General features: G+C 70.7%; 18 protein-coding genes and 5 tRNA genes. 8 read left to right on the top strand and 15 right to left on the bottom strand.

All coding sequences use genetic code 11. The features are described from left to right. Positions 1-63: 63 nt before the first annotated feature. Together AB0A94_RS04955 and AB0A94_RS04950 are read right to left on the bottom strand one after the other, a co-directional pair. A complete protein-coding gene (locus AB0A94_RS04955) occupies positions 64-1,074 on the bottom strand; it encodes an NAD(P)H-dependent glycerol-3-phosphate dehydrogenase (RefSeq protein ID WP_361738942.1) in 1,011 nt (336 codons plus the stop codon). Beyond that, positions 1,071-1,868 carry a lysophospholipid acyltransferase family protein gene (locus tag AB0A94_RS04950; RefSeq protein WP_361738939.1) on the bottom strand — a complete coding sequence of 266 codons (798 nt, stop codon included), beginning with the start codon at positions 1,866-1,868 and terminating at the stop codon, positions 1,071-1,073. The genes AB0A94_RS04955 and AB0A94_RS04950 overlap by 4 nt, the downstream gene beginning before the upstream one ends. A gap of 174 nt (positions 1,869-2,042) precedes the next feature. Here AB0A94_RS04950 and cofC point away from each other — a divergent pair, with 174 nt between their 5' ends. Together cofC and AB0A94_RS04940 are read left to right on the top strand one after the other, a co-directional pair. Next, positions 2,043-2,681, top strand: coding sequence for a 2-phospho-L-lactate guanylyltransferase (gene cofC / locus AB0A94_RS04945; protein WP_361738936.1), 639 nt, complete (start codon positions 2,043-2,045; stop codon positions 2,679-2,681). 9 nt (positions 2,682-2,690) lie between these two features. Continuing rightward, positions 2,691-2,894, top strand: a complete 204-nt coding sequence (locus tag AB0A94_RS04940; RefSeq protein WP_030824720.1) for a hypothetical protein — start codon at positions 2,691-2,693, stop codon at positions 2,892-2,894. Positions 2,895-2,993: 99 nt separating this feature from the next. On the opposite strand, the gene AB0A94_RS04935 is transcribed toward AB0A94_RS04940, so the two are convergent. From AB0A94_RS04935 to leuC, 4 genes are all read right to left on the bottom strand, one after another. Beyond that, the gene (locus AB0A94_RS04935) at positions 2,994-3,632 is read right to left on the bottom strand and encodes an HU family DNA-binding protein (RefSeq protein ID WP_217130604.1); all 639 of its coding nucleotides are present in this window, start codon (positions 3,630-3,632) and stop codon (positions 2,994-2,996) included. A 136-nt stretch (positions 3,633-3,768) separates the two neighbouring features. Further along, on the bottom strand, positions 3,769-3,999 hold the full coding sequence (locus AB0A94_RS04930; RefSeq protein WP_361738932.1) for a hypothetical protein: 231 nt from the start codon (positions 3,997-3,999) through the stop codon (positions 3,769-3,771). 277 nt (positions 4,000-4,276) lie between these two features. Continuing rightward, the gene (gene leuD / locus AB0A94_RS04925) at positions 4,277-4,870 is read right to left on the bottom strand and encodes a 3-isopropylmalate dehydratase small subunit (protein ID WP_361738929.1); all 594 of its coding nucleotides are present in this window, start codon (positions 4,868-4,870) and stop codon (positions 4,277-4,279) included. Between the two features lie 6 nt (positions 4,871-4,876). Further along, positions 4,877-6,301 (bottom strand): 3-isopropylmalate dehydratase large subunit, encoded by a 1,425-nt coding sequence (gene leuC / locus AB0A94_RS04920; RefSeq protein ID WP_361738926.1) that lies wholly within the window; start codon positions 6,299-6,301, stop codon positions 4,877-4,879. Between the two features lie 195 nt (positions 6,302-6,496). Between leuC and ndgR the strand changes: the two genes are divergently transcribed. Further along, positions 6,497-7,210 carry an IclR family transcriptional regulator NdgR gene (gene ndgR, locus AB0A94_RS04915; RefSeq protein WP_030866220.1) on the top strand — a complete coding sequence of 238 codons (714 nt, stop codon included), beginning with the start codon at positions 6,497-6,499 and terminating at the stop codon, positions 7,208-7,210. Positions 7,211-7,335: 125 nt separating this feature from the next. Here ndgR and AB0A94_RS04910 read toward each other — a convergent pair. From AB0A94_RS04910 to AB0A94_RS04870, 9 genes are all read right to left on the bottom strand, one after another. Then, positions 7,336-7,408, bottom strand: a tRNA-Glu gene (locus AB0A94_RS04910). 27 nt (positions 7,409-7,435) lie between these two features. Further along, positions 7,436-7,507: transfer RNA gene (locus AB0A94_RS04905), tRNA-Gln, on the bottom strand. A 21-nt stretch (positions 7,508-7,528) separates the two neighbouring features. After that, positions 7,529-7,601, bottom strand: a tRNA-Glu gene (locus tag AB0A94_RS04900). Between the two features lie 29 nt (positions 7,602-7,630). Further along, a tRNA-Glu gene (locus AB0A94_RS04895) sits at positions 7,631-7,703 on the bottom strand. 39 nt (positions 7,704-7,742) lie between these two features. After that, positions 7,743-7,814 (bottom strand) — tRNA-Gln (locus AB0A94_RS04890). A gap of 90 nt (positions 7,815-7,904) precedes the next feature. Beyond that, positions 7,905-8,639 carry an HAD family hydrolase gene (locus AB0A94_RS04885; protein ID WP_361739191.1) on the bottom strand — a complete coding sequence of 245 codons (735 nt, stop codon included), beginning with the start codon at positions 8,637-8,639 and terminating at the stop codon, positions 7,905-7,907. 363 nt (positions 8,640-9,002) lie between these two features. Then, a complete protein-coding gene (gltX, locus tag AB0A94_RS04880; RefSeq protein WP_361738923.1) occupies positions 9,003-10,487 on the bottom strand; it encodes a glutamate--tRNA ligase in 1,485 nt (494 codons plus the stop codon). Next, complete coding sequence (locus tag AB0A94_RS04875) at positions 10,480-11,265, bottom strand: fumarylacetoacetate hydrolase family protein (RefSeq protein WP_361738920.1); 786 nt, start codon at positions 11,263-11,265, stop codon at positions 10,480-10,482. The genes gltX and AB0A94_RS04875 overlap by 8 nt, the downstream gene beginning before the upstream one ends. 163 nt (positions 11,266-11,428) lie before the next feature. Further along, positions 11,429-11,617, bottom strand: a complete 189-nt coding sequence (locus AB0A94_RS04870) for a hypothetical protein (protein WP_361738917.1) — start codon at positions 11,615-11,617, stop codon at positions 11,429-11,431. 604 nt (positions 11,618-12,221) lie between these two features. Between AB0A94_RS04870 and AB0A94_RS04865 the strand changes: the two genes are divergently transcribed. From AB0A94_RS04865 to AB0A94_RS04845, 5 genes are all read left to right on the top strand, one after another. After that, the gene (locus AB0A94_RS04865) at positions 12,222-16,013 is read left to right on the top strand and encodes a nitrate- and nitrite sensing domain-containing protein (RefSeq protein WP_361738914.1); all 3,792 of its coding nucleotides are present in this window, start codon (positions 12,222-12,224) and stop codon (positions 16,011-16,013) included. A gap of 9 nt (positions 16,014-16,022) precedes the next feature. Beyond that, positions 16,023-16,436 (top strand): roadblock/LC7 domain-containing protein, encoded by a 414-nt coding sequence (locus tag AB0A94_RS04860; RefSeq protein ID WP_003973453.1) that lies wholly within the window; start codon positions 16,023-16,025, stop codon positions 16,434-16,436. Between the two features lie 111 nt (positions 16,437-16,547). Beyond that, positions 16,548-16,943 carry a DUF742 domain-containing protein gene (locus tag AB0A94_RS04855; RefSeq protein WP_004924977.1) on the top strand — a complete coding sequence of 132 codons (396 nt, stop codon included), beginning with the start codon at positions 16,548-16,550 and terminating at the stop codon, positions 16,941-16,943. Continuing rightward, positions 16,924-17,514: an ATP/GTP-binding protein gene (locus tag AB0A94_RS04850; RefSeq protein ID WP_217130596.1), complete on the top strand. Its 591-nt coding sequence runs from the start codon at positions 16,924-16,926 to the stop codon at positions 17,512-17,514. The genes AB0A94_RS04855 and AB0A94_RS04850 overlap by 20 nt, the downstream gene beginning before the upstream one ends. A 376-nt stretch (positions 17,515-17,890) precedes the next feature. Next, positions 17,891-21,184, top strand: coding sequence for a nitrate- and nitrite sensing domain-containing protein (locus AB0A94_RS04845; protein ID WP_361738911.1), 3,294 nt, complete (start codon positions 17,891-17,893; stop codon positions 21,182-21,184).

The raw sequence follows: 21,184 nt of genomic DNA, 5'->3' as shown, positions 1-21,184 counted from the left end.
CCCGCAGGACCGGGACACAGCGCCCGCAACGCCGTGCGTGAGCCGAACGGAGGGGGCCGTCGCTCAGCGTCGTTCGGGCTTCGCGCTGCGCGACATCAGCTCCTCGACGGCGACCACCGGGGGCTTGCCCTCGTGCACGATGGAGACGACCGTCTCGGTGAGCGGCATGTCGACGCCGTGCCGGCGGGCCAGGTCCAGCACCGACTCGCAGGACTTGACGCCCTCCGCGGTCTGCTTGGTGACCGCGATGGTCTCCTTGAGGGTCAGGCCCTTGCCGAGGTTGGTGCCGAAGGTGTGGTTGCGCGACAGCGGCGAGGAGCAGGTGGCCACCAGGTCGCCCAGGCCCGCGAGTCCGGAGAAGGTCAGCGGGTCGGCGCCGAGCGCGACGCCGAGCCGGGTGGTCTCGGCGAGGCCGCGGGTGATGAGCGAGCCCTTGGCGTTGTCGCCGAGCCCCATGCCGTCCGCGATGCCGACGGCGAGACCGATCACGTTCTTCACGGCGCCGCCCAGTTCGCAGCCGACGACGTCGGTGTTGGTGTACGGCCGGAAGTACGGCGTGTGGCAGGAGGCCTGGAGCCGCTGGGCGACGCCTTCGTCGGTGCAGGCCACCACGGCGGCGGCCGGCCTCCGGGCGGCGATCTCCCGGGCCAGGTTGGGGCCGGTGACCACGGCGATGCGGTCGGCGCCGACCTTGGCGACGTCGTCGATCACCTCGCTCATCCGCATCGCGGAGCCGAGTTCGACACCCTTCATCAGCGACACCAGGACCGTGCCGGGCGCGAGCAGCGGCGTCCACTCGGCGAGGTTGCCGCGCAGCGTCTGCGAGGGGACCGCGAGGACGGTGAAGTCGGCGTCGCGCGCGGCCTCGGCGGCGTCCGCGGTGGCCCGCAGGTTCTCCGGGAGTTCGATCCCGGGCAGGTAGTCGGGGTTGGTGCGGGTGGAGTTGACCGCCTCGGCGAGTTCGGGGCGCCGTCCCCACAGCACGACGTCGCAGCCCGCGTCGGCGAGGACCATGCCGAAGGCCGTCCCCCACGATCCGGTGCCGAAGACGGCTGCCTTGACCGGCTCGCTCACGTGCCCAGCCCTTCTTCCCGCGCGGTGGGCCTGCCGTCCCGCGCCCGTTCCTCCCGTTTCTGGGTGTGCGTCCTGCGGCGCTGCTCGATCCGCTCACGGCGCGGGTCGTACGGCGTCTCGGGGGCCTGCTCGCCGCGGATCTGCTCCAGCTGGCGCGTGACGGCCGCCATGATGACCTCCGTCGCCTCCTTGAGCAGTTCCGGGGTCATCTCCCGCTCGTAGAAGCGGTCGAGGTCCACCGGCGGCCCGGCCAGCACGCGGTGGGTCTTGCGCGGCAGCAGGCTGGGCTTCTTCGCGTACGGGGGCAGCAGTTCGTTGGCGCCCCACTGGGCGACCGGGATCACGGGGCACTTGGTCTGCAGGGCGACGCGGGCGGCGCCGGTCTTGCCGGTCATGGGCCAGCCGTCCGGGTCGCGGGTGAGGGTGCCCTCGGGGTAGAAGGCGACGCATTCGCCGCGCTCCACGGCGTCGATCGCGGCCCGGAAGGCGCTGAGCGCGTCGGTGCTCTCGCGGTAGACGGGGATCTGCCCGGTGCCGCGCATCGCGGCGCCGATGAATCCCTTGTTGAAAAGCCCGCTCTTCGCCAGGAATCGCGGAACGCGTCCGGTGTTGTACTGAAAGTGCGCGTAGGCGAAGGGATCGATGTGCGAATTGTGGTTCACCGCGGTGATAAATCCACCCTCGGCCGGAATGTTCTCCATTCCGCGCCAGTCCCGCTTGAGCAGAACCACCAGCGGCGGTTTGCAGAGAACCGCGGCGAAGCGGTACCAGAAGCCGATTCTGCGGCGCGGCACGAGTACACCTTCCTCTTCCGAATGACGGGCCCGGGGCCCGGACCCGGAGGCCAGGTGGGCCGCACAAGTGTCGCCCCGGGCCGCCGGTCTGTCGAGAACACCGTACGCCCCGACCCCCTTGGTCCCCGGTTCCCCGGGTGACAATGGCCGCGACAAGAGAGGGACGTAACACTCGTGCAGTGGACCTTGGTGGTACCCCTGAAGCCGCTGGCCCGGGCCAAGAGCAGGCTCGCGGACACCGCGGACGACGGTCTGCGCCCGGGTCTGGCGCTCGCCTTCGCCCAGGACACGGTGGCGGCCGCGCTGGAATGCCCGGCGGTACGGGATGTGGTGGTCGTCACGGACGACGCCCTCGCCTCCCGGGAGCTGGCCGCGCTGGGCGCCGGAATCGTCCCGGACGAGCCGCGCGGCGGTCTGAACGCGGCCCTCACCCATGGCGCGGCGGTGGCGGGAGCCGCCCGCCGCGCGGCGTGCGTCGCGGCCCTCAACGCCGATCTTCCGGCGCTCCGCCCGTCGGAACTGGCCCGCGTCCTCGACACGGCCGCCGCGTTCCCGCGCGCGTTCCTCGCCGACGCCGCCGGGCTCGGCACGACGTTGCTGGCCGCGAGCCGGGGCCGGGAACTGCGCCCGTTCTTCGGCCCCGCCTCCCGGGCCCGGCACCGGGAGTCCGGGGCCGTGGAGCTGGGCCTCGACGGTGTGGACTCGGTGCGGCAGGACGTGGACACCGGCGACGACCTGCGGGCCGCTCTGGCACTGGGCGTCGGCCCCCACACGGCCGCGGTCGCCGCGCGGTCGCTCATCACCGAGCAGTAGGCTGCCGGCATGCAGGCCACCGCGTACACCTACGACCCCGACAGCCGCAGCGGCCAGGTGCTCCTGGACGACGGCACGCCGGTGCCCTTCGACGCCCCGGCGTTCGACGCGGGGGGCCTGCTGCTGCTGCGTCCCGGGCAGCGGGTGCGCATCGAGACCGAGGGCGAGGGCGGGGCCCGGCGGATCACGCTGGTGACGCTCCAGACGTTCTGACCGCCCGGGGCGCCCCCGGACACACCGCGGGCCGGACTCCCGAGGGAGTCCGGCCCGGCGCGTGAGTGCCGCTTTCCCGAAGGGAGGGGCCCCGGCCCGCTACTTCTTGCGGGCGGTGGTCTTCTTGGCGGTCGTCTTGCGCGCGGTCGACTTCTTGGCGGGCGCCTTCGTGGCCGTCGCCTTCTTCGCCGGGGCCTTCTTGGCGGTCGTCTTCTTCGCGGCGGTGGTCTTCGCCGTCGCCGCGGTCTTGGCGGGCGCCTTCTTGGCCGTGGTCTTCTTGGCCGCCGCCGTCTTGGTGGTGGCCTTCTTCGCCGGGGCCTTCTTCGCCGCCGTCTTCGCGGTGGCGGCCTTCTTCGCCGTCGTCTTCTTCGCGGCGGCCTTCTTGACCGTGGCCGCGGCGCCCCCGCTCAGGCTGCCCTTGGGCGCCTTCTTGACCGAGACCTCACCACCACGCGGCAGCTTCTTCGAGCCGCTCACCAGGTCCTTGAAACCCTGCCCCGCGCGGAAGCGCGGAACGGAGGTCTTCTTGACCCGAACCCGCTCGCCCGTCTGGGGGTTACGGGCGTAACGGGCCGGGCGGTCGACCTTCTCGAACGAACCGAAGCCGGTGACCGAAACCCGCTCACCCGAGACGACCGCGCGGACGATGGCGTCCAGTACGTGGTCGACGGCATCGGCGGCCTGCTGGCGGCCGCCCACCTTGTCGGCAATCGCTTCTACGAGCTGCGCCTTGTTCACGTCTTCCCCTTCGGAGACATCGCCAGAACGAATGTGTTCAAGCTTTTTCGCACGTTAGGCAGATATATACCGCAAATCAAACACGAAACGGGCTAATCACCCTTGTGCCGCAACGAACTCGGCTGTCTCGACTGGTTCAGCGTTCCTCTTCGGGGAATCGACCCTCGTCGAGGTCCTCGGTGAACCGCTCCAGACGCCTTGCCGCACCGGCAAGATCGTGTTTGGCCGCGGCCGTAATGACCAGCAGCTTCCGGGTCAGCGCCATCCGTACGCCCTCCGGGACTTGCAGTGCGCGCACTTTTGCGTGCGCTTCCTTGAGCTGGAGCGCGACCGCCGCATAGAGCTGGAGTTGGCCGTCGTGTTCCATGCACAGATTGTGCCATCTGGGGCGAGTTGTCGCCTGCCCAGGGGGCAACTGCCGCCTCGGACGACCGTCCGGACACACGCGAAGATCACGGGCACGTGACACGTGTACCCCGACAACCACCTTCATAACGCGGCGAGTTGAGGACCCTCAAGAGGGCACGCGGAACCGGGCGGGGGCAGACGCGCCCGTACCCCCGATCGGGGCGATCGGGGGTACGGGAGGGGTGATCCGGTGGCCGAAAGTCGACCTCTGGCGAGGACTTCGGCCGCGGTGGGGGTCAGGCCGTGAGCGTCCTCGGCTTGAACGACGGGCGCTTCGCCTCGTACGCGGCGATGTCCGCCTCGTTCTGCAGCGTGATGGAGATGTCGTCGAGCCCGTTCAGCAGCCGCCAGCGGGAGTTCTCGTCGAGCTCGAAGGAGGCGGTGACGCCCTCGGCGCGTACCTCGCGGGCCCGGAGGTCGACGGTGATCTCGGCGGTGGGGTCGGCCTCGGTGAGCTCCCACAGCGCGTCCACGGTCTTCTGGTCGAGGACCACCGTCAGCAGGCCGTTCTTCAGCGAGTTGCCGCGGAAGATGTCGGCGAAGCGGGAGGAGATCACGGTCTTGAAGCCGTAGTTCTGCAGCGCCCAGACGGCGTGCTCGCGGGAGGAGCCGGTGCCGAAGTCGGGACCGGCGACCAGCACGCTCGCACCCGCGCGCTCGGGCTGGTTGAGGATGAAGGAGGCGTCCTTGCGCCAGGCCTCGAACAGCCCGTCCTCGAACCCGTCGCGCGTCACCTTCTTGAGCCAGTGGGCGGGGATGATCTGGTCGGTGTCGACGTTGCTGCGGCGCAGCGGGACGGCCCGGCCGGTGTGGGTGGTGAATGCTTCCATGGCTGATCAGACTCCAGCGGGCGTGGGGGCGGCGGCGAGGTCGGCCGGGGAGGCCAGGTGACCGAGGACCGCGGTGGCGGCGGCGACCTGCGGGGACACCAGGTGGGTGCGGCCGCCCTTGCCCTGCCGGCCCTCGAAGTTGCGGTTGGAGGTGGAGGCGGAGCGCTCACCGGGGGCGAGCTGGTCGGGGTTCATGCCCAGGCACATCGAGCAGCCCGCGTGCCGCCACTCGGCGCCGGCCTCCTTGAAGACCACGTCCAGGCCCTCGGAGACGGCCTGCAGGCCCACCCGCGCGGAGCCGGGGACGACCAGCATCCGCACGCCGTCGGCGACTTTGCGGCCCTTGATGATGTCCGCGGCGGCGCGCAGGTCCTCGATGCGGCCGTTGGTGCAGGAACCTACGAAGACGGTGTCCACGTTGATGGAGCGCAGCGCCTGGCCGGCCTCCAACCCCATGTACTCCAGGGCCTTTTCGGCGGCGAGCCGCTCCGAGGCGTCTTCGTACGAAGCCGGGTCGGGGACGGACGCCGAAAGCGGGGCGCCCTGGCCCGGGTTGGTGCCCCAGGTGACGAACGGCGACAGTTCGGCGGCCTCGATGACGACCTCGGCGTCGAACTCGGCGTCCTCGTCGGTCCTCAGCGTCTTCCAGTAGGCGACGGCCGCGTCCCAGTCCTCGCCCTTCGGGGCGTGCGGACGGCCCTCGAGGTAGGCGAACGTCGTCTCGTCGGGGGCGATCATGCCCGCGCGGGCGCCGGCCTCGATCGACATGTTGCAGATGGTCATCCGGGCCTCCATCGAGAGCTTCTCGATGGCCTCGCCGCGGTACTCCAGGACGTATCCCTGGCCGCCGCCGGTGCCGATCCTCGCGATGATCGCCAGGATCAGGTCCTTGGCCGTGACACCCTCGGGCAGTTCGCCGTTGACGGTGATCGCCATGGTCTTCGGACGGGCCATGGGCAGCGTCTGGGTGGCCAGGACGTGCTCGACCTGGGAGGTGCCGATGCCGAACGCGAGTCCGCCGAAGGCGCCGTGCGTGGAGGTGTGCGAGTCGCCGCAGACGACGGTCATGCCGGGCTGGGTCAGACCCAGCTGCGGGCCCACGACGTGCACGACGCCCTGCTCGACGTCGCCCAGCGGGTGCAGCCGGACGCCGAACTCGGCGGCGTTCTTGCGCAGCGTCTCCAGCTGGACCCGGGAGACCGGGTCGGCGATCGGCTTGTCGATGTCGAGGGTCGGGGTGTTGTGGTCCTCGGTCGCGATGGTGAGGTCGAGACGGCGCACCCGGCGGCCGCTCTTACGCAGGCCGTCGAAGGCCTGCGGGCTGGTCACCTCGTGCAGCAGGTGCAGATCGATGAAGAGGAGGTCGGGCTCGCCCTCGGCGCGCCGGACGACGTGGTCGTCCCAGACCTTCTCCGCGAGTGTCCTACCCATCGCTGTCCCTCCGGCCGGCAGGTGGTGCGCCGGCCCAACTAGATCTGTGGGGAGACGGCGCCCGCACCCCTGCTTCCGGGCGTCCGCCGCCAGGCCCGGTGGTCCACGGGCCGCGTTGCTTCCGTGCTTCCAGGGTGGCGGGTTCCACCGAAAATTGAACTTGCGTTTCACAGAGTGAGACGCAAGTATCGTTGCATGGACAACAGTAGCGGCGTCGGCGTTCTGGACAAGGCGGCCCTCGTCCTGAGCGCTCTGGAGTCCGGTCCGGCCACCCTCGCGGGGTTGGTCGGGGCGACCGGACTGGCACGACCCACGGCCCACCGCCTGGCCGTGGCGCTGGAACACCACCGCATGGTGGCGCGCGACATGCAGGGCCGTTTCATTCTCGGCCCGCGCCTGGCCGAACTGGCCGCGGCGGCGGGCGAGGACCGGCTGCTCGCCACGGCGGGCCCGGTGCTCACGCACCTGCGCGACGTGACCGGCGAGAGCGCCCAGCTCTACCGCCGCCAGGGCGACATGCGCATCTGCGTCGCCGCGGCGGAGCGCCTCTCGGGCCTGCGGGACACGGTGCCGGTGGGCTCCACGCTCACGATGAAGGCCGGTTCCTCGGCGCAGATCCTGATGGCCTGGGAGGAGCCGGAGCGGCTGCACCGGGGGCTGCAGGGCGCCCGGTTCACGGCGACGGCCCTCTCGGGCGTACGACGCCGGGGCTGGGCCCAGTCGATCGGTGAGCGCGAGCCGGGCGTGGCGTCCGTCTCCGCGCCGGTGCGCGGGCCGTCGAACCGGGTGGTGGCCGCCGTCTCGGTCTCCGGCCCCATCGAGCGCCTGTCCCGCCACCCGGGCCGGATGCACGCCCAGGCCGTCATCGACGCCGCCGGCCGCCTCTCGGAGGCACTGCGCCGCTCCTGAAACCCGTCCGTACCGCCCCGTGGGAACGGGCCCGCCCCAACGCCGCGGCAGGCCCTCCCCCGGCTCCCGGACACGTGTGCCGGAACGCCGAAAGCCCTCCACCGAGGTGGAGGGCTTTCACCGTGTACCCCCGACCGGATTCGAACCGGCGCTACCGCCTTGAGAGGGCGGCGTGCTAGGCCGCTACACAACGGGGGCGTGGATCATACGTTGCCGCAGATCCTGCTGGTCTACCTGGACTCGAACCAAGACTAACTGAACCAGAATCAGTCGTGCTGCCAATTACACCATAGACCAATGATGGTTTAGACCAGTCAGTACCCCCGACCGGATTCGAACCGGCGCTACCGCCTTGAGAGGGCGGCGTGCTAGGCCGCTACACAACGGGGGCCCTAGCAGTCCCGAGATGATCGGAACCAGTACCCCCGACCGGATTCGAACCGGCGCTACTGCCTTGAGAGGGCAGCGTGCTAGGCCGCTACACAACGGGGGCTTGCGGATGTGATCCGCGGGTGCAGATGAGCTCTGCGAGCTGGCCTACCTGGACTCGAACCAAGACTAACTGAACCAGAATCAGTCGTGCTGCCAATTACACCATAGGCCACTGGAACGCAAGCCCCTGGGGGGTTCTTGTTCTAGTTCGACGCTTGGGGTTCCGGCCTTCCGGCCCGCTCCCCTCGGCGCAGGAAGAACATTACCCGAAGGTGGACGGGGCTCCAAAACGAGTATCGGCGGCGAGCACCGCGGGGAGTTCGGAGAGGGAGGCGATACGACGCGGCCCCACGGGCGGTTCGACGGCCACCCACTTCTTCCCGCGGTCGATCCACACCGACAGCAGCCCGGCCTCCGCGGCGCCCCGGCCGTCGATCTCCGGGTGGTCACCGACGTACGCCACCTGGTCCGGGGGCAGCGCCAGCGCGTCACAGGCGGCGAGGAACGCGCCGGCCTCGGGCTTGGAGACGCCCAGCTCGGCGGCGCACAGGATGGCCTCGAAGCGGTCGTGGACGCCGAGGACGCGCAGCTTGCGGTCCTGGACGTGGAGGCTGGAGTTGGAGAGCACCGCGTGGCGGTGGCTGGCGGCGAGGGCGTCGAGGACGGGCAGCACGTCCGGGAAGAGGCTCCAGGCGGACTCGTAGTGCGCGACGTACCGCCGGAACCAGTCGTCGGCCTCGGCGTCCGTCAGCTCCGGGCGGTCCAGGAAGATCCGGGTGCGGTCGCGCCGCTGCGTCTCGAAGTCCACCTCCCGCGCGGCGAACCGCGCCCACTGCTGCTCGGTGACCTCCTGCCAGCGCACGAGGGCCTCCTCGGCCGTCCCGTACCCGGCGAGGAGCCCTTCGGCCACCAGATGGGCGCGCATGCCCTCGCGGTCGGCGGTGGTGTAGTCGAAGAGGGTGTCGTCCACGTCCCAGACAACTGCTCGGATCACCATGCCACCGACGGTACAGCCGAACCGGCCGGGGGCTCGGGGGTCGTCCCCCGACGGACGCAGCGGCGTCCGGGCCGGGCGCCGGAAGGCCGGCCGGGCCCGGCCGCGGATGTCGCCCGCGGCCGCGATGCCGCCCTCGTCCCGGGCCTCGTGACCGGCGACCACGAGCCGGCGCTGCGGCTGCTCGACGACGACGGCCCGGTTGCAGGCCGGCCTGTCCCCGAAGAGGCGCGGGTCGATGTCCTCACGGCGCAGGTGTCCGGCCTGCGGAGAACCCGGCGGCGGCGCCGTCGGCACCGGCCGTGCGGGGGTACGGCAAGGGCGGCAGCCTTCCCGGCTGCCGCCCTTCGCGCGTGCGTCCGCGCGTTACGCCGCCAGCCTCGCCAGCGCCGCGTCGATCCTCGCCAGCGTCTTCTCCTTGCCCAGGATCTCCAGGGACTCGAAGAGCGGCAGGCCGACCGTGCGGCCGGTGACGGCGACGCGGACCGGGGCCTGGGCCTTGCCGAGCTTGAGGCCGTGGGCCTCGCCGGCGGCCAGGACGGCCTCCTTGAGGGACTCGGGGGACGTCCAGTCGGCGGCCTCCAGCTTCTCGCGGGCCGTGCGGAGCAGGGCGTCGCTGCCCTCCTTCATGGCCTTGTTCCAGGACGCCTCGTCGAAGACCGGCTCCGGCAGGAACAGGAAGTCGACGTTGTCCGTGATCTCCGACAGCACCTTCAGGCGGGTCTGCGCGTGCGGGGCGATCGCCTGCCACTTGGCCTCGTCGAAGGCCTCCGGGGCCCAGGGGGCGAAGGGGGCCTTGAGCCAGGGTGCGCAGCGCTCGGTGAAGTCCTTCACGTCGAGCATGCGGATGTGGTCGGCGTTGATCGCCTCGCACTTCTTCAGGTCGAAGCGGGCCGGGTTCGGCTGCACGTCCGCGATGTCGAAGGCCGCGATCATCTCGTCGATCGAGAAGACGTCCTGGTCGGCGGAGAGCGACCAGCCGAGCAGGGAGAGGTAGTTGAGCAGGCCCTCGGGGAGGAAGCCGCGCTCGCGGTAGAGGTTGAGGGAGGACTGCGGGTCGCGCTTGGAGAGCTTCTTGTTGCCCTCGCCCATCACGTACGGCAGGTGGCCGAAGGCCGGGGTGCTCTTGGCGATGCCCAGCTCGGTCAGTGCCTTGTAGAGGGCGATCTGGCGGGGGGTGGAGGAGAGCAGGTCCTCGCCGCGCAGGACGTGGGTGATCTCCATCAGGGCGTCGTCGACCGGGTTGACCAGCGTGTAGAGCGGGGCCCCGTTGGCGCGGACGATGCCGTAGTCCGGGACGTTCTCCGGGGTGAAGGTCAGTTCGCCGCGGACCAGGTCGGTGAAGGTGATCGTCTCGTCGGGCATCCGGAAGCGGACGATCGGCTCGCGGCCCTGGGCCTTGTAGTCCTCGACCTGGGCGTCGGTCAGCTCGCGGCAGTGGCCGTCGTAGCCGGAGGGCCTGCCGGCGGCGCGGGCGGCCTCGCGGCGGCTGTCCAGCTCCTCCTGGGAGCAGTAGCAGCGGTAGGCGTGGCCGGCTTCGAGGAGCTTCGCCGCGACGTCCTTGTAGAGGTCCATGCGCTGCGACTGGCGGTACGGCGCGTGCGGGCCGCCGATCTCGGGGCCCTCGTCCCAGTCGAAGCCGAGCCAGCGCATGGAGTCCAGCAGCTGGTCGTACGACTCCTCGGAGTCGCGGGCCGCGTCGGTGTCCTCGATGCGGAAGACCAGGGTGCCGCCGTGGTGCTTGGCGAACGCCCAGTTGAACAGGGCGGTGCGGACCAGGCCCACATGGGGGTTACCGGTGGGCGACGGGCAGAAACGGACGCGGACGGGAGTGCCGGATGCGCTAGCCACGCTTGACAACCTTGTTGGTGAGAGTGCCGATGCCTTCGATGGTGACGGCGACCTCGTCGCCGACGTGGAGGGGGCCGACCCCGGCCGGGGTGCCCGTGAGGACGACGTCGCCGGGGAGCAGCGTCATGGCCTCGGAGATGTTGACGATCAGGTCCTCGATGGAGTGGATCATCTCGCTGGTGCGGCCGAGCTGGCGCTGGGCGCCGTTGACCGTGAGCTGGATGGTCAGGTCGCCCGCGGCGGCGAGGTCGAGGTCCGTCTCCACCCAGGGGCCGAGCGGGCAGGAGGTGTCGAAACCCTTGGCCCGGGCCCACTGCTTCTCGCGCTTCTGGACGTCGCGCGCGGTGATGTCGTTGGCGCAGGTGTAGCCGAAGATCACGTCCTTGACGCGTTCGCGCGGGACCTCGCGGCACATCCGGCCGATGACCACGGCCAGCTCGGCCTCGTGGTGCACCTCCTGGGAGAAGGAGGGGTACTGGATGTCGTCGCCGGGGCCGATCACGGAGGTGGCGGGCTTGAAGAAGGCGAAGGGGGCGTCGGGGACCTCGTTGCCGAGTTCCTTCGCGTGTTCGGCGTAGTTGCGGCCGAAGGCCACCACCTTGTTGGGGAGCACCGGGGGCAGCAGCCTGACCTTGCTCACCGGGACCTTGGTGCCGGAGAGCTCGTAGTCCGCGAACGGGATGCCCTTGATGATGTCCAGGACGAGTTCGTCCTGCTTCTCGCCCTCGACCGCGCCGAAGGCGACGTTCCCGTCGATGGAGAATCTGGCGATGCGCACGGGATGCTTGTCCCCTTGACCGATCGGCTGAAGTCTGACGCTCCAGGCTAACGCGCAGGGGTCCTCGCCCCGCGCAACGACGAGGGGCGCCCCCGTCGCCGTGGGGCGCCCCTCGTCCGGTGGGCCTTGAGTGTTTCGCGGCCGGTGTCCGTATGGACCGGTGTCACTGCGCGGCGTCGGCCGCGACCGGGATCTCCATGAGGATGGTGCGCTTGGGGTTGGCAGTCTGGGCCGGGAGGTCGACGGTGTGCTCCTGCTGGACCGGCGTCTGCAGTTCGTCGGCGCCGTTCAGGTGGGCCAGCGTGGTGCGCCGCGGGTTGGCGATCTTGTGGAACATCGTCGTCGTCTTCACTGTTTACTTGACCCTGTCTGTTCACGGGCGCCCGGAGGGGGTCGGAGACCCCGGCGAGGGCGCGGGTTGTCGGTTTCGCCATCCCTGTAAAGCGTCAGGCTAAACATGCGATTCCCCGCCGATCGCGGCCGGAGGCATTGATCAGTGTGTGAGTTTGCTCACGGATCGCCGGACAAACCGCCCATTCCGACTCGGGTCCCGTCGACACGGAATCGGACATTCACCCACTGAAGCCACCATTCCGCTCCTGATCATGGCGACTGGGACACCCGGGCCGCCCCGCCGACTCGCGCCCATATGTCCCTTATTGGGGAGGTCGCTTTCTACCCCCGGTGATTCGTCACTCACGTGGTGTCACGTATCTCACGGGTAGGGCCATGGGCCTTGTTGGAGGTCCTGCACTGTGCTGGAATTCCACGGAACCGCCGCAGGATCGAGCCGGCGCACAGGGGGCGCACAGACGCGCCGAGTGGCGGGCGAGAAGGGGGAACCAGCGCCGGTCACTCACGACCACCACGGGGCGTATTCAGGGCGCCCCTATGACGCCGACACCGTGCCTCGCCGTTCACGCGGAGAGGTGCCTGGTTCAGAGGTTGCGACGCTAGTGCAGGGACGTTTCAAGAGGGATGGCAGCGCTTCGGCGGAGCCGGAGCCGCACGGCGGGACTGGCCCCAAGGCCGTCAGCTCCTCGCCCCAGCACGCCCAGAACCAGGGCCCGACCACGCCCGGGAACGGCGGCGAAGGCCCCGCCGCGCCGGCCGGAGCACCGGGTACGGCGTCGGCCGCGCCGAAGGGGCCGACCGGCCCGGGGCCGCGAATAGCCCTGCGGAACTGGCGGATCTCGACCCGTCTGGTGTCGCTGCTCGCCCTCCCGGTGGTCGCGGCCACCTCGCTGGGCGCACTGCGCATCAACCAGTCGATGGACGACATCCAGCAGCTCGACAACATGAAGCTGCTGACGGACATGACCAAGCAGGCCACCGAACTGGCCGCCGCGCTCCAGGAGGAGCGCGACCAGTCGGCCGGCCCGCTGGCGCACGGCGGCAAGGCCACCGACTTCTCGGTCAAGGGCCACCGCGAGAAGACCGACCGGGCGCGCAACCTCTTCATCGACAGCTCCGAGGAGATCGACGACGCCAGCAAGGACGGCAACCTCAAGGGCGTCCGCGACAACCTGGTGCAGCTCGCCGGTGAGCTGGGCGAGCTCGAGAAGATCCGCAACACGGCGTTCCAGTCGGAGCGGAACTCCACGCAGACCGTCGAGGGCTACCACCGTCTGATCGAGAAGCTGGTCGAGCTCTCGCAGGACATGGCGGAGGCGACCAGCAACCCCGAGATGATCCAGCGCACCCGTGCCCTGGCGTCCTTCTCCTCCGCCAAGGAGTACGCGTCGATCCAGCGCGCGGTCCTCGCCGCGGCGCTGCCCGCCAGCAACACCACCAAGGGCGATCTCTCCGACAACGACCGGCTCTACGCCGAGTCGGCGCTGGCCAGCCAGAAGTCCGAGATCCGCAGCTTCAAGAGCATCTACGGCGACGTCGCCGCCACCGAGCTGCTGCTGCCGATCGAGGAGGGCAACGCCACGATCAAGGCCACCGACGAGTACGCCGGGCGTGCCCTGGCCTCGCAGTACGGCCTCTCGTCGGTCGGCAAGCGGTCCTACCGGGACTGGCTGGACGACAGCTCCATCAAGCTCCAGCAGATGAAGAACATCGAGCTCCATCTGCTCGAGGACATGGAACAGAAGGCCCGTGAGCTGCGCAGCGCCACCGAGCGCGACGCGATCGTCTCCGGTGTGCTGATCCTGATCGTGCTCGGTGTGTCGCTGGTCGGCGCCTTCGTCGTGGCCCGCTCCATGATCCGCTCGCTGCGCCGGCTGGAGGACACCGCCACCAAGGTCGCCCAGGAACGCCTGCCCGACCTGGTCAAGCAGCTCTCCGAGTCCGACCCGCAGGACGTCGACACGTCCGTGGAGTCGGTCGGTGTGCACTCCCGGGACGAGATCGGCAAGGTGGCCGCGGCCTTCGACGACGTGCACCGCGAGGCGGTTCGCCTCGCCGCCGAGCAGGCCCTGCTGCGGGGCAACGTCAACGCGATGTTCACCAACCTCTCGCGCCGCTCCCAGGGTCTGATCCAGCGCCAGCTGTCGCTGATCTCCGAGCTGGAGTCCCGCGAGGCCGACCCGGACCAGCTGTCCTCGCTGTTCAAGCTGGACCACCTCGCCACGCGTATGCGCCGTAACGGTGAGAACCTGCTGGTCCTCGCGGGCGAGGAGCCCGGCCGCCGGTGGACCCGTCCGGTCCCGCTGGTCGACGTGCTCCGTGCCGCCGCCTCCGAGGTGGAGCAGTACGAGCGCATCGAGCTGGCCTCCGTGCCGAGCACCGAAGTGGCCGGCCGCGTGGTCAACGACCTCGTGCACCTGCTCGCCGAGCTGCTGGAGAACGCGACCTCGTTCTCCTCGCCGCAGACCAAGGTCAAGGTCACCGGTCACGCGCTGCCCGACGGCCGGGTGCTGATCGAGATCCACGACACCGGTATCGGTCTGTCGCCGGAGGACCTGGCGGCGATCAACGAGCGGCTCGCCGCGCCGCCCACCGTGGACGTCTCCGTCTCCCGCCGCATGGGTCTGTTCGTGGTCGGCCGGCTGTCGCAGCGCCACGGCATCCGCATCCAGCTGCGTCCGTCGGACTCCGGTGGTACGACCGCGCTGGTCATGCTGCCCGTCGACGTCGCCCAGGGCGGCAAGAAGCCGCAGGGCAAGCCGGGCCAGCCGGGCGCGGGTGGCGGTGGCCCCGCCGCCGCGCAGGCGGCCGCGGGTGCCGCGGCCGCACGGCGTGCCGCCGGCGCCGGCCAGTCCGCGGGCGGTGCCCTCGGTGCCGGCGCGTCCGGCGGTGGCCTGCTCGGTGCCGGTCAGGGTCCGCGGGCCGCGCTGCCCGGGCGGGACGGCGCGGGCCGGCCCGACGGAGCGCGGGGGCCGCAGGGCCAGCCGGGCAACTCCACGCCGTCGCTGTTCGACCGGGGTGCTCCCGGTGCGGCTCCGCAGGGCCGTCCGGCTCCGGCCGGCTTCGGCGGCCAGGCGCCCGGTGCCCCGCAGGGCATGCAGGCCGCCGGCCCGGGCGGACAGCAGCAGCAACAGGACGCCTTCGGCGGCGGTGGCGGCCAGGTGCCGCAGCAGCGCGGCAACGGAAAGCCCGAGCGCGGCCGTCGTCCGCAGCTGCCGCCGCGCGGTGGTGCGCGCCCTGAGCTGCCCGGCGGCGACCAGCAGCAGCGCGTGCCCAGCTGGAGCGACGAGAACGCCCAGCCGCCGGTGCCGCGCGCCTCGCTGGACGTCCCGCGCGGTCACGAGGAGCCGGACGTCACCCGGACCTCGGCCATGCCCCGGTTCGACGACCGGCAGGGCCCCGGCGCGACGGCGGAGATCCCCCGGTTCGACGAACGTCAGAACCCCGGTGCGCCCGCCTACGGCACCCCCGGTGCGAACGGCGTCCAGCACACGGGCCAGTACGCCCAGCCCGGTGCGAACGGTGTGCAGAACACGGGCCAGTACGCCCGCGGGGACGGCTTCGGCGCCCCGCAGGGCGGCCCGGGCGGGCAGAACCCGGCCGTGACGGGCCAGTTCCCCGTCCCGCAGAACTACGACAACGGCTCCACCGGCCAGTTCCCGACGCCGGGCCAGGACAACGGCTCCACCGGCCAGTTCCCGATGCCCGGCCGGGACAACGGTGCCACGGGCCAGTTCCCGACGCCGGGCCAGGACAACGGTGCCACGGGCCGTCACTCCCTCCCGGAGCGTCCGAACGCCGCGGGCCCGGCCGTCACCGGCCAGTTCGAGCGTCCGCAGCCGAACGGCACGCACGGAGCCGGCCCGGCCGCCCCGCGTCCGTCGGCCCCGCAGCAGCGGTCCGACGAGCGCGCGGTGTCCGACGCGTGGGCGCTGCCGCCCGCGTCCGGTCCGGGCGACGGCCGTACGCCGCTGTACGACACGCTGGAGACCAACTGGTTCCACGGTGGCGGACAGGAGCAGGCCAACGGCTCGGCTCCGGCACCCCAGCAGCAGCAACAGCAGCCGCAGGCCCCCACCGGTCCGCAGCGGTCCGCTTCCACTTCCTGGCGCAGCTCGCCCAACGACGAGCTGGTCCGGCAGGCCGAACGCGTCCGGCAGCCGGCCGCGGGCGGCGTCACCACCTCCGGCCTGCCGCGCCGGGTGCCCAAGGCGAACCTCGTCCCGGGCACGGCTCAGCAGCAACAGCACCAGAGCGGTCCTCAGGTCTCGCGCGCCCCCGATGACGTGCGCGGCCGGCTGACCAATCTCCGTCGGGGTATCGCACAGGGTCGTCAGGCCGGTACCACCCAGACCGGCACCTTCCCGAACCCCACTCACCAGCAGGAGCGTTAGTTGAGCCCGATGAGCCAGGCGGCACAGAACCTCAACTGGTTGATCACCAACTTCGTGGACAACACCCCCGGGGTGTCCCACACCGTCGTCGTGTCCGCCGACGGTCTTCTGCTGGCCATGTCCGAGGGGTTCCCGCGCGACCGCGCGGACCAGCTCGCGGCCGTCGCTTCGGGACTGACCTCCCTGACGGCCGGCGCCTCCCGGATCTTCGAAGGCGGCAACGTGGCCCAGACGGTCGTCGAGATGGAGAGGGGATTCCTCTTCCTCATGTCCGTCTCGGACGGCTCGTCCCTGGCCGTTCTCGCGCACCCCGAGTGCGACATCGGCCTCGTCGGCTACGAGATGGCGCTCCTGGTCGACCGCGCGGGGGCGGTCCTCACCCCGGACCTGCGCGCCGAACTACAGGGAAGTCTGCTCCACTGATCGGCCCCGGCACCACCCGTCTCACCAAATCACCGTCCGGCCGCCACATTCCCCCCACCGGCCCTGTCAGACGGCTTGACTGACCGACTTGCTGTCCCGTCCGGAGGACCCATGACCCCGCCCACCGCCTCTCATGATCCGTACGCGGAACCGTACGAGGACGAGGGCGACCAGCCGCTGGTGCGTCCCTATGCGATGACCGGCGGCCGGACCAGGCCGCGTTATCAGCTGGCCATCGAGGCACTGATCAGTACGACGGCCGACCCGGCAGCGCTCATGGGGCTCCTTCCGGAGCACCAGCGCATCTGCCATCTGTGCCGTGAGGTGAAGTCGGTCGCCGAGGTCTCGGCGCTGCTCAACATGCCACTGGGTGTTGCCCGGATCCTGGTGGCCGACTTGGCGGAGGCGGGACTCGTCGCCGTGCACCAGCCGGGCGGCGACGAGACGACCGGCGCCCCGGATGTGACACTGCTCGAAAGGGTGCTCAGTGGACTTCGCAAGCTCTAGCGGCGGGACGGTCTCCGACAGCCGTACCACCACGTCCGCGAAGATCGTGGTGGCGGGCGGCTTCGGCGTGGGCAAGACCACGTTCGTCGGCGCCGTCTCGGAGATCAACCCGCTGCGCACCGAGGCCGTGATGACCTCCGCCAGCGCGGGCATCGACGACCTCACCCACACCGGGGACAAGACCACCACCACGGTGGCCATGGACTTCGGCCGTATCACCCTGGACCAGGACCTGATCCTGTACCTGTTCGGCACGCCCGGCCAGGACCGCTTCTGGTTCATGTGGGACGACCTGGTGCGCGGCGCCATCGGCGCGGTGGTCCTGGTGGACACCCGCCGGCTGGCGGACTGCTTCCCGGCGGTGGACTACTTCGAGAACAGCGGACTGCCCTTCGTGGTCGCCCTCAACGGGTTCGACGGGCAGCAGCCCTACCAGCCGGAAGAGGTGCGCGAAGCGCTCCAGATCGGACCCGACACCCCGATCATCACCACCGACGCCCGCCACCGCGCGGACGCGAAGAGCGCGCTGATCACACTGGTCGAGCACGCCCTCATGGCGCGCCTCAGGTAGAGCCAAACAAAAAGCGGCATACGGCAGTTGCCGTAGACGCACCGGAGCCGGCCGTGTCCTTCGACACGGCCGGCCCCGGTGTTCATAACGTTTCGGCAGAGGAATCGGAGAAGGCCGACACGCGACGCGGTCGCGCGGTACCGCTGCGCGCACGAAGCGCTCGCCTTTTGCTGAAGCTCGTTCTTTATGACCGTTTTATCTGGGACTTACATCACTCGGATTCCTCGCCTTCCAGTGTTTGGAAGAGCGCTGGTCGGCATGCTGGAATGCCTGAACTGCCCATTGGTCAAAGACGTACTCCGTAGTCGATGGCACACCGGGCTCTGAGACACTGCGGCACAACGTTGGTGCCGACCGCCGAGAGGTTGTTGGTCGAGTGAGGCGAAGCAAGAACAGTCCCGAGCCGTCGGCCCGGGGCAACTTCACGCCGCCGTCGCGCACAGCGGCGCCCGCCCCCGTACCCGGTCCCGAACCGACGGCCGCGCCCGCCAAGAGCGGAGGACGCCTCTCCCCGCGCAACTGGCGCGTGACGACCAGGCTGAACGCGATCCTGCTCATACCCGTGCTGGTCGGCCTGGTCATGGGCGGCTTCCAGGTGAAGGGCTCGATCGACACCTGGAACGAGGCCGAGGACGCGGAGAACACCGCGCGTCTGGTGCAGGCCTCCCTCACCTACGCCAACGCCCTCTACAACGAGCGGGACGTCACCGCGGTCCCCCTGCTGCAGGGCAAGGGCAAGAACGACCCGGACGTCACCAAGGCCCGCGCCGCGACCGACAAGGCCGCCGACGCCTTCGACGAGGCCGCGCAGAACATGCCGGACAAGCCCGGCCTGAAGCGCCGGATGGAGCTGTTCCGCGAGGCCGAGCCCCAGCTGACCGCGCTGCGCGCCGGGGCCTACACCTCCAAGCTCAAGGGCGTCGCGACCGAGGAGGGCTACGTCACCGTCGCCCACCCCCTGATGGAGTTCGCCAACGACCTCGGGCTGGGCACCGGCAACATCACCAGCTACGGACGTACGGTCTACGCGATCTCGCTGACCAAGTCGGCGCTGTCGCTGCAGCGTTCCATCGGCATGCACATGCTGGTGAAGCCCGGCCCGACCGACAGCCAGCTCGCCAGCCAGCGCGTCGCTCTCACCTCCTACGCCTACCTCGAGCGCATCGCCATCGAGGAGTACCGGGGCGGTGGCACCGAGGCCGACGTGGAGAAGCTGGAGCAGACGGCGCAGCGGATCCAGGCCGAGGGCACGGCCATGGCCCGGGACGCCAAGCAGCGGGACCCCGACTACGTGGCGCCGCCCGCGAAGCCGGAGACGATGATCTCCGAGCTGGGCCGGCTCCCCTCCACGGACGCGGCCGCGCGTGCCGAACTCGCCGCCCAGGGCATCACCCCCGCCAACTGGTGGTCTGTGAACACCCTCAAGTTCGACGGTTACCGCGAGATCGAGTCCGACCTCACCGACACCGCGGTGAGCGAGGCCGCCCAGATCGCCGACGACGCCCAGCGCGACGCCCTCATCACCGGTGCCGCCGTCGTCATCGCCCTGCTCGCCGCGTTCATCCTGGCCGGCATGGTGGCCCGCCAGATGAGCCGCTCCATGCGCCAGCTGCGCAACGCCGCCTTCGGCATCGCCGAGCAGCGGCTGCCGATGCTGGTCGACCAGCTCTCCCGCACCGACCCCGGCCGGGTCGACACCAAGGTCGCGCCGATCCCGATCTCCACCACCGACGAGATCGGCGAGGTCGCCCGCGCCTTCGACCAGGTCCACCGCGAAGCCGTCCGGCTCGCCTCCGAGCAGGCGCTGCTGCGGGGCAACATCAACGCGATCTTCACCAACCTGTCGCGTCGCAACCAGTCGCTGATCGAGGGCCAGCTGACCCTGATCACCGACCTGGAGAACAACGAGGCCGACCCGGACCAGTTGGAGAACCTCTTCCGCCTGGACCACCTGGCCACCCGTATGCGCCGCAACGGCGAGAACCTCCTGGTCCTCGCGGGCGAGGAGCCCGGCCGCCGCTGGGACCAGCCGGTGCCGCTGGTCGACGTGCTGCGGGCCGCCTCCTCCGAGGTGGAGCAGTACGAGCGCATCGAGCTGTCCGGCGTTCCCGAGGCCGAGATCCACGGCCGTGCGGTGACCGACCTCGTGCACCTGCTCGCCGAGCTCCTGGAGAACGCCACCACGTTCTCCTCGCCCCAGACCAAGGTCCGGGTCACCGCGACCCGTCTCCCCGACGGCCGCGTGATGGTCGAGATCCACGACAAGGGCATCGGCCTCACCGCCGAGGACTTCGCGGACATCAACCACAAGCTGGCCAACCCGCCCACCGTCGACGCCGCGATCTCCCAGCGCATGGGCCTGTTCGTGGTCGGCCGGCTGTCCGACCGGCACGGCATCCGGGTCCAGCTGCGCCCCTCGGGCGAGCAGGCCGGCACCACCTCGCTGGTCATGCTGCCGGACGCGATCACCCACGGTGGCGGCGGCGAGCAGCAGGTGGAGCGCAACGAGTTCACGGTCTCGCAGATCATCCCGGAGCAGAACTTCCAGGGTGAGGACTTCGGCCGGCAGCCGCTGCGCACCGCCGCGGAGCTGGGCTTCGACGACAGCCGCTACGCGGAGGTCCCGGACGACATCCGCGATCTGGACCCGGTCGGCCGTTCCCTGATGCGCGAGGAGCGCCGGGCGGCCCTGGAGTCCCAGGCGCAGCCCCAGCAGCCGGAGTCGGCCTCCGCGAACGCCCAGGAGGCCCCCGAGGCTCCCGCGTACCCGGACGAGTTCGCCGCCCCGCAGGGCTACGGCAACGGCCAGGGTTACGACGGCAACGGCGACGGCCAGGGCTTCGACGGCGGCTACCAGGAGCAGCAGACCGCCGGGTACGACCAGCAGGCGTACGACAACGGGCAGCGGACGGCGTACGAGGAGCCGCAGCAGCAGGCGTACGGCGAGGGGTTCTACGCGCCGGACGGCCGACTGCCGCAGAACGACGCCTTCCCGGCCAACGGCGGCTACCCGGACCCCTCCTACGGGCAGCAGGTCCAGGACGGCGGCGCGGCGGCGGGTGCCGCCGACCCCTTCTCCTCCTTCGCCGGCCGACGCCAGGCGGACGACTGGCCGCAGCAGGACGGTTACCGGAACGGCCACCCGGGCCAGTACTCTGCTCAGGCCCCGGAATCGGAAAATACGCAGGCCGCTGACGCGCGTGAGCAGGACAGCGTAGGCTTCGACCGTCCGGAACCGGCTGCCTCCGACGTCCACGGGCTGACCGACGCCGGGCTTCCCCGCCGCGGATCCACCGCGGGCGGCGCGAACGGCCCGGGCGGGCCGCGGCACGTGGACCAGGAGCCGCCGGCCTCCACTCCGGAGAGTGACGGCGACAGCGGCTGGCGTTCGGCGAACGACGAGCGCTGGCAGCAGGCATCGGCGCTCCGGAAGCCCAAGGCGGGCGGAGTGACCTCCTCCGGTCTGCCGCGACGGGTCCCCAAGGCCAACCTGGTCCAGGGAGCCGCCGAAACCACCCCTCAGGGAGGCCCCCAGGTCTCCCGCGCCCCGGAAGACGTCCGGGGCAGGCTGAGCAACCTGCGACGCGGTGTCCAACGGGGCCGCGGCGCGGGCAGTGAAACGAACGGCCAGGGCTTCGGTCCTGACAGCACCTACAACCAGGAGCGTTAG

The organism is Streptomyces sp. NPDC044984 (genome assembly GCF_040646935.1).
GTDB lineage: Bacteria > Actinomycetota > Actinomycetes > Streptomycetales > Streptomycetaceae > Streptomyces.
The sequence above is the reverse complement of the archived record's forward strand: the minus strand, read 5'-3'. Positions and strand labels throughout refer to the sequence as shown.